Source organism: Acinetobacter sp. NRRL B-65365 (assembly GCF_001605865.1).
GTDB classification, from domain to species: Bacteria; Pseudomonadota; Gammaproteobacteria; order Pseudomonadales; family Moraxellaceae; genus Acinetobacter; species Acinetobacter vivianii.
The window spans coordinates 21,099-29,372 of sequence record NZ_LRPD01000054.1 but is presented as its reverse complement, the minus strand read 5'-3'; the positions used below and the strand labels follow the sequence as shown (position 1 = coordinate 29,372).

Annotated in this window: 10 protein-coding genes; all 10 read right to left on the bottom strand. The window is 38.3% G+C overall.

The window, feature by feature from the left end:
- Positions 1-215 precede the first annotated feature (215 nt).
- Complete coding sequence (locus AWW72_RS16390; protein WP_062848036.1) at positions 216-1,313, bottom strand: LLM class flavin-dependent oxidoreductase; 1,098 nt, start codon at positions 1,311-1,313, stop codon at positions 216-218.
- A gap of 219 nt (positions 1,314-1,532) precedes the next feature.
- On the bottom strand, positions 1,533-2,231 hold the full coding sequence (locus AWW72_RS16385) for a histidine phosphatase family protein (protein WP_062848035.1): 699 nt from the start codon (positions 2,229-2,231) through the stop codon (positions 1,533-1,535).
- Between the two features lie 184 nt (positions 2,232-2,415).
- Entirely contained in the window at positions 2,416-3,288 is an 873-nt protein-coding gene (locus AWW72_RS16380; protein ID WP_062848034.1) for an MBL fold metallo-hydrolase, read from the bottom strand.
- 2 nt (positions 3,289-3,290) lie between these two features.
- The gene (locus AWW72_RS16375) at positions 3,291-3,710 is read right to left on the bottom strand and encodes a DUF6691 family protein (protein WP_062848037.1); all 420 of its coding nucleotides are present in this window, start codon (positions 3,708-3,710) and stop codon (positions 3,291-3,293) included.
- Positions 3,710-4,126 carry a YeeE/YedE family protein gene (locus tag AWW72_RS16370; protein WP_062848033.1) on the bottom strand — a complete coding sequence of 139 codons (417 nt, stop codon included), beginning with the start codon at positions 4,124-4,126 and terminating at the stop codon, positions 3,710-3,712. The genes AWW72_RS16375 and AWW72_RS16370 overlap by 1 nt, the downstream gene beginning before the upstream one ends.
- 116 nt (positions 4,127-4,242) lie before the next feature.
- Complete coding sequence (locus tag AWW72_RS16365) at positions 4,243-4,719, bottom strand: DUF6438 domain-containing protein (protein ID WP_062848032.1); 477 nt, start codon at positions 4,717-4,719, stop codon at positions 4,243-4,245.
- 153 nt (positions 4,720-4,872) lie between these two features.
- Positions 4,873-5,577 (bottom strand): 2-C-methyl-D-erythritol 4-phosphate cytidylyltransferase, encoded by a 705-nt coding sequence (ispD, locus tag AWW72_RS16360; protein WP_062848031.1) that lies wholly within the window; start codon positions 5,575-5,577, stop codon positions 4,873-4,875.
- The gene (gene ftsB, locus AWW72_RS16355) at positions 5,561-5,932 is read right to left on the bottom strand and encodes a cell division protein FtsB (protein ID WP_004772376.1); all 372 of its coding nucleotides are present in this window, start codon (positions 5,930-5,932) and stop codon (positions 5,561-5,563) included. The genes ispD and ftsB overlap by 17 nt, the downstream gene beginning before the upstream one ends.
- Before the next feature lie 125 nt (positions 5,933-6,057).
- Complete coding sequence (eno, locus tag AWW72_RS16350; protein ID WP_005230688.1) at positions 6,058-7,347, bottom strand: phosphopyruvate hydratase; 1,290 nt, start codon at positions 7,345-7,347, stop codon at positions 6,058-6,060.
- Positions 7,348-7,392: 45 nt separating this feature from the next.
- Entirely contained in the window at positions 7,393-8,250 is an 858-nt protein-coding gene (gene kdsA, locus AWW72_RS16345) for a 3-deoxy-8-phosphooctulonate synthase (RefSeq protein ID WP_004772378.1), read from the bottom strand.
- Positions 8,251-8,274: the final 24 nt, after the last annotated feature.

The following is an 8,274-nucleotide window of genomic DNA, read 5'->3' as shown; positions in this document are numbered from 1 at the left end:
AAGTATAACCAATCAAATACCAATGATATTTTTGTTCAGACATTTGTTATTCTCAAGTTTAATAATTGAGATATTTTTATACCATAAAAAAACAAAAAACATGTTCAAAAATCAATCAATTGAATATTTTTTGTCATATAAATAAAGCACTCACACGTCAGTATTTGATCAGTGGATGACCTTTTCTACCCAAGATCATCCACCCATCACAAGAATTAGGACGCAGATTGAAGCAATCCTTTTTCTTTCAAGATCGGCATAACATGATCTCTAAAATATGGAAATTCTTGCGTATAGTTTAGAAATGATAATGTAGTACCTGAGAATCCCGTGTGCTGTAAAGAAATCAATCCGTCCGCAACCTGCTCTGGTGTACCTACTAATGGGAAACCACCATGCCCCACAACAATACGTTGGCGCAATCCTTCAAATAAATCGGACGGGAAAGATTTACAGAATGAAAATAAGGTATCTATTAAATGTTGTACTGCACCCTCATCTGCATTATTCAATTGTCGATCCCATTCTGCTTGGGCTTCTTCCTCTGTAGGACGACAAATGACATGTGAAAAGGTCAATACTTTAATACTTCTATCAAGTGCTTCGGCTTCTTTCTTTAGTTCTTTAATTTCAGATACAGAACGCTCAAGATCTGATGCAGGTGTAAATAAGAAATCCGAATTTTTAACTGCGAATTCACGGCCTTCTTTAGAGCCTGCCGCATTAAAGATCGGTGGAGCTGGTATCAAATTCGGTTTTCCATAAGTCCCTTTCGTTTGAAAGAACTTTCCATTCCAATCAAAGGATTCTTTACTCTGCCAAGTTTTCTTAACTAACCCGTACCACTCATGCGCATAATCATAGCGCGTTTCATGATCATCTGGCAGTTGTAATCCCATTGCGTCATATTCAGGTTTGTTCCAACCTGCGACAATATTTAAACCGACCCGATTGCCACTGATTTGAGCCATAGTCGCAATTTGCTTGGCAACCACAACTGGATGGTTTAACGCGCTGTGTAATGTGGCGAACACATGAATTTTTTTGGTTTTGGCTAATAAAGCCGATGTCCAGGTCACGGTTTCCAGAACTGTACCATGAAAATCTTTTTCACCGCCGTGGCCAATAAATCGCGCAGCGGATAAAAGAAAATCAATTCCAGCTTCATCAGCCATTTGTGCCAGTTCTAGATTTTTCTCCCAACTGGCATCCCAGCCATCTTCCAAAGTAGAAGCAGTGAGTCCTCCAGAACAATTAAAAGCAAAAATACCCAGCTTAAAATGATCTGATAAATTAAAGTCATGTTGAGACATATTTTTTCCTTTTTTTAATGTAAATGAATAAATGTAGAAACTTTAAATTCTTTATTTATCAAGTAAGCGTTATATTCTAACGTGGATTTAAACTTTTTTAATTATGTGAAATGTGAAGCAATATAAATTTTCCTTTTCAAGCTTCAAATATTTTTCTATAGCTTTGGTTAGCGGATGGTCAAGTCAGGCATTATATTAAATATTGTACCCTGCTCTACTTTAGAGCCAGGTTAATAAGTTTGGATTTTTTGATTTAATAAATTGATGTTCATTCATACTGATGAGCTGAAGTGAGCCATTACTCAGTTTTAAGGTGGTAACACTTGTATTTGCAATCGACCAGCTCAGCGCGAAAGTACGCTGTACACTCAACTCAAGTAACTTTCCAATAATCACAGAGATAACACCACCAGAAGTAAATACAATCGCTTCTTGAGGTTGCTGATCTACTAACTCAGTACATAAATTTTGTAATGCCTGATCTACTCTGGTTTTAAAAACAGGCCAAGATTCATCGTATTCATGATGAAATTCATCATTTGCCCATCGCTCAATTGCCTTATCAAAAATTTGCGCTAAATAAGCCCTTGGATCAACTTCTTTAAAAACATCCTGTTTTAATACTTCTGGCTGCGAAAATCTAGGTTCATACAGTGCAAACACCTGTTGGTGATTAAACTCATTCCACAATCCATCGGTCTTATACATGGCTTGAGGAAAACATTCGCTTAAAGAGATTTGTGTAGTTTGCTGATGACGTTTCATACTCCCTGAAACGATATAAGGCTGTTCAGTAAAAATATTCTTGAAATATTGGCCCAAGAGTTTTGCTTGTGCTTCGCCATTTTCTGACAGCTCATCATAATTAGTTTTGCCAAATGAAGCTTGACCATGTCTGACTAAGTAGATGGTTGTCATTCCTATATCCTGATTGATGTATGTCTCAAAATGGATGTAGTTTTAACATAGCTCTTTCTTAAAGTACAAAATTTTTGTTTTGACTTTTTGTTGGTTCTTGCTTGTGCTCGCTATTTCAAGCTTAATATTACTTAGGCTATTTAGGAAAAGAAATGCGATTTTTAAACGTCATATTTTGGAAAATTCAGGATTTAAAATAATTTAAAGGAAGCTTTAAATAACGAATTCCATTGGCTTCAGGTTCAGGAAAACGCCCTGCATCCATATTGATTTGAATCGCAGGTAATATCAGCTTTGGCATTGATAAGGTTGCATCTCGTGCCTGCCGCATTTGTACGAATTCCTGTTTTGGCGTTGCTGCATTTAAATGAATATTAGATTGTTTTTGAGCTTGAATACTGGTTTCACAAACGTACTCATCTCGCCCTTCAGGCTTATAATCATGGCAAAGAAAAACTCGGGTCTGTTCGGGTAATTGATAAAGTTTTTGTATGGACTCAAACAGTAGCTCTGCACTCCCTTTTGGGAAATCACAACGTGCTGTGCCGTAATCAGGCATAAATAAAGTATCGCCAATAAAAACAGCATCTTCAATTACATAGCTTAAACATGCAGGTGTATGACCAGGTGTTGGAATATTAAATGCATCTAAATGCCCAATCTGGAAATGCTCATTATCTTTAAAAAGATGGTCAAATATTTGTTGGGAATTAAAATACTTTATATCAAGATCATAGATCGCACTAAAAGTCTCCTGAACCACAGCAATTTTTTCACTCATGGCAATTTTTCCGCCAAGTTGTGATTTTAAATATTGCGAAGCCGTTAAATGATCAGCATGAACATGTGTTTCTAAGATCCATTCAACCTGTAAGGCCTGAGTCTGAATATAGGCAATAATCTCATCGGCATGCGTTGTTGAGGTTGTCGCAGAAGCAGCATCATAATCCAATACACTATCGATAATTGCGCAATAACGGGTTTCAGGATCACTGACAACATAGCTAAAAGTATTACTATTTTCATCAAAGAAAGCTTTAACTTGTGGATTTAACATTGCTACTCTCCGCTTGATTTAGCCCAAATATGATGAAGAAACATACCGATTAACATGGCAATAATGAAATACCAGATTTGTGTATAACCGAGTCCAATTAAAGTAAGCGCTGGTGCTGGGCAAATACCTGCAATTCCCCAACCTATACCAAATAGAACCGCGCCGATAATCAGCTTTTTATCGATCTGACGATTCTGCGGTAATGCTATCGTTTCTCCCAAGATGGTTCTAGGATGACGGATTGCTTTTTGAAATGGAATAAATGCCACAGCAATTGCACCAATCATTACAAACATCAAACTGATATCCCACTCATCCAAAATATCTAAGAAGCTTAATACTTTTGCTGGATTGGACATTCCTGAAATCATTAAACCTAGCGCAAATATACTTCCAAAGATAAAAGCAAATAGGTTTTTCATCATATCGCTCCCAAAAGATCACGTGCGACATAGACCGTGAGCATTCCCACAAGCATAAATGTAACAGTTGCGATGATTGAGCGCATTGATAAACGGCTAATCCCACAGATCCCATGGCCACTGGTACACCCTGAACTCAATCGTGTACCAAAGCCCACCAGTAAACCCGCGGCAATCAAAGTAGATGGAGAAGAATCCAAAATAATCTGTGGTTGTACGAATAATTGATAAATAAAAGGAGTAACAATTAAGCCCATCAAGAACCAGAAAGCAGAGCTTCCAATGAAAGATTTCGGTTGTAAGAGTTGAGCAATTAACCCGCTAATGCCGGCAATACGCCCATTTATATATAAATAGCCGACAACAGCAAATCCAATCAGTCCACCACCAATCAAAGCCAGAATAATGCTGCTCATCTTCCTCTCACAAAACAATATATGTTTTTATAATATGTTATTTTTAATCTTTATTCAAATGAAAAAAGGCTTAACTACTTTGCGTAATTAAGCCTTCTCTTTAAGCGAAGTCGAGATTAACGTACTAAATCTTCAATACCAATCGTCTTAGGCAACTTTTCAATCACTTTATTGAGCTCAGCATTTGCTGGAGAGATGCAGCCTGTGTAGTGGCTTAACTGAGTCACTGTACCATCTGGACGTTTCCATGCAAAGAATGCACTTTGATGATCAGTTGCTGTTTCTGCACAGCCCGTTGTTTTTACATTTGCGCCAGTCGCAGGACGGTAAGTTTTTAGCTCTTGTTGTAGCTTGCTATAAACAGAAGGATCAACTTTTAAATCCTGAGTACCTGTCACTTTGGTATATTGTTTACCATCAAAATGAACAGCGCCTTCAGGTGTAATCTCAACAGAATAGATTGGACAAGTACCAAAACAAGGGCTAGTAGAATAGCGAATTGTTTCCTGTACAGTATCTTCAGGCTGTTGAGGAGTCGTTGCGCAGCCAACTAAAGAAAAAGTAAAAAAGCCCGCAAGTAATAATTTTTTCATTTGTTGATCCGTTATAAAGTATGTTGTTCAAATTTAACAAATCGTCAGTTTTTTGTCATTTAAGTTAATGTAAACAAACAGTAAACTTCACTTAATTTTACTTAGGCTATTAAAGCAATAAGAAAAAAATGTTTTATAGAGCAAATGAAATAATTATGAATGAATTTGAGATTGTAAAATGAGCCTTGCCAATTCCAGATCATCGGCATAAGTAATTTTAATATTGTCAGATCGTCCCTGCACCACTTGCACAGGTTCTTTCACATATTCCAAAGCACTTGCTTCATCTGTAATCACAATATGATCTGCTAAGGCCTGTTCAATTGCGCTTTTTAAAACATGTAACCGAGCCATTTGTGGTGTCTGAGCTTGCCACAACAATTCACGGCTTACCGTTTTCTCGATCTGATTCTCACTTGGGACTTGTTTTAAAGTGTCACGTACTGGAATGGCCAGAATTGCACTTTGATTTGAATGCTGTGCTGACTCAACCAAACGGGTTAAACAATCCGAAGTAACACATGGGCGTGCTGCGTCATGAACCAATACCCAATCATTTTCATCTGCAATTTCAGACAAATAAATCAAGGCATTTAAAACAGAGTGCACACGCTCGGCACCCCCTTCACAAAAATGCAGATTATCTTTATGTTGAAACGGCAGTGTTTTGGCAAAATTATCTTGCTGACCGATGGCAAGCACACATCCGGCCAGATCAAGTGTATTTAGACGATTAACGGTATGTTCAAGTACAGTATGATTTTGAATATACTGATATTGTTTTAATTCAGTTTTAGAAAAACGACTGCCCGAACCTGCTGCTGGTACAACCGCCCACAGCTTAGTCTGGGTTTTCATTCGTTGCAGTATCTTCTTTTGCGTTTGGATCAATATAAATCGGTTTGTAATGGGTACTGATTGTACTCATTTGCACAAATGTTTCATTGGGTTTAATTAAACCTAAATCTAAACGTGCATGTTCTTCAATCGCTTCGCTACCATTTTTTAAATCAAAAACTTCGGCAGCCAGAATACGATTTCGTTCTTTTAATTCAGTATTAATTTCAGCTTGTTGAGTAATTTGCTGAGTTAAGGCTTGGTGAGGGAAATAGCCGCCCTCACCTAACCAGAATTGATACTGCAAGCTTGCAACCAAAACGACTGCAAGCAACAGAATCAATTTACTCGAGGTCGATCGAAACATCTCTAACATGAAAAAGCCCCTACATCCTTCTGAAAGGAAGATCATCTGCGAATTCTATAGGATTATGAATTTGCAGAGTTTCTCTCTTTTGTAAAGAAAGATGATCAGAAGTTTTCAACATGGATAATTTGACCTTATTTTAAACCTTTGAATTCAGCTTTACCACGGTAAGCTGCTTTCGTTAATTCTTCAATACGAAGCAATTGGTTATACTTCGCTACGCGGTCAGAACGGCATAGTGAACCAGTCTTGATTTGACCCGCTGCTGTACCGACTGCCAAGTCAGCAATTGTTGAATCTTCAGTTTCACCTGAACGGTGTGAGATTACAGTGCTATAACCATTTGCTTTCGCAAGGTAGATTGCATCTAGAGTTTCAGTCAATGTACCAATCTGGTTATATTTGATCAGAATCGAGTTACCGACTTTCTCATTAATACCACGTTGTAAAATCTTAGGATTAGTTACGAATAAATCGTCGCCAACCAATTGGATTTTGTCACCAAGGATTGATGTTAAGTAGCTCCAGCCTTCCCAGTCAGATTCATCCAGACCATCTTCAATCGAAATGATTGGGTACTGGTTTACAAGACCAGCTAAATAGTCAGAGAACTGGTTGCTTGTGAATGCTTTATTGCCTTCACCAGCAAGGACATATTGACCATTTTTGTAGAATTCTGAAGAAGCACAGTCAAGTGCCAACATGATATCAGAACCAGCTTTGTAACCCGTTTGACCAATCGCTTCAAGAATAACAGTGATTGCTTCTTCGTTTGAACGCAAGTTTGGCGCAAAACCACCTTCATCACCTACAGCAGTGTTTAAACCTTTTTTGTTTAAAACTGATTTTAGCGAATGGAAGATTTCTGCACCTGCACGTAATGCTTCAGCAAATGATGTAAAGCCTACAGGCTCAATCATGAATTCTTGAATATCAACATTGTTGTCAGCATGCGAACCACCATTGATGATATTCATCATTGGTACAGGCATAGTCAAAGTCGTTTGACCACGAAGATCTGCGATGTATTGGAAAAGAGGAATTTTCTTTTCTTCAGCAGCAGCGCGAGCAGCAGCCAATGAAACAGCTAAAGTTGCGTTAGCACCTAATTTTTCTTTGTTTTCAGTACCATCAAGTTCGATCATCGTATTATCGATGTCTTTTTGTTCAAATACTGATTTGCCCACTAAAGCGTCACGGATAATCGTATTTACGTTATTAACCGCAGTTTTAACACCTTTACCCAAATAACGTGCTTTATCGCCATCACGAAGTTCTAAAGCTTCACGAGAACCAGTTGAAGCACCAGATGGTGCACATGCACGACCAACAACCCCAGATTCTAAAATAACGTCTGCTTCGATGGTTGGGTTACCACGAGAGTCCAAAATTTCACGTGCACGGATGTCAACGATTTGGCTCATGAACAATTCCTCTGTTGAATGAAAAACAAGATGCAAGTTATTGCATCAGTGGGTGTCTAACTTTTTGAATCCTTTAACTAAAGTATCCAATTCTTTTAATTGTGCCAAGAATGGCTCAAGCTGAGATAAACGCAATGCACATGGTCCATCACATTTTGCAATTTCCGGTTCCGGATGCGCTTCCAGAAATAAACCCGCTAAACCTGTTGCCATACCTGAACGTGCCAAAGTTGTAATTTGAGCACGACGACCACCCGCAGAATCAGCACGTCCGCCTGGTGTTTGTAAAGCATGGGTAACGTCAAAGAATACTGGCACATTCATTTCTTTCATGGTGTCAAAGCCTAGCATATCAACGATCAGGTTGTTATAGCCAAATGCTGAACCACGTTCACAAAGAATGAGTTTGTCATTCCCAGCTTCCAGACATTTATGCAAGATATGACGCATTTCATGGGGCGCTAAGAATTGTGCTTTTTTGATATTGATAATGGCTTGAGTTTTTGCCATTGCTTCAACAAGATCAGTCTGACGACTAAGGAAGGCAGGAAGTTGGATAATGTCTGCGACTTCAGCTACAGGCGCTGCTTGGTAAGGTTCATGAACATCAGTAATGATTGGCACATTAAAATGCTTTTTAATCTCCGCCAACCACTCGATGCCCTTTTCCAGACCAGGACCACGAAATGAATGTAAGCTCGAACGATTTGCCTTGTCAAAGCTTGCCTTGAACACGTAAGGAATATCTAAGCGTTTGCAAATATCAACATACGTTTCAGCAATTTCAAATGCTAAATCTTTCGATTCAAGTACGTTCATTCCGCCAAATAATACAAATGGCAAATGATTTGCCATTTGTATATCGCCTAAACGTACAACTTCTTGTGGTTTTAATTGTGACATTTAAACTTTCCCAGTTTATTTAAA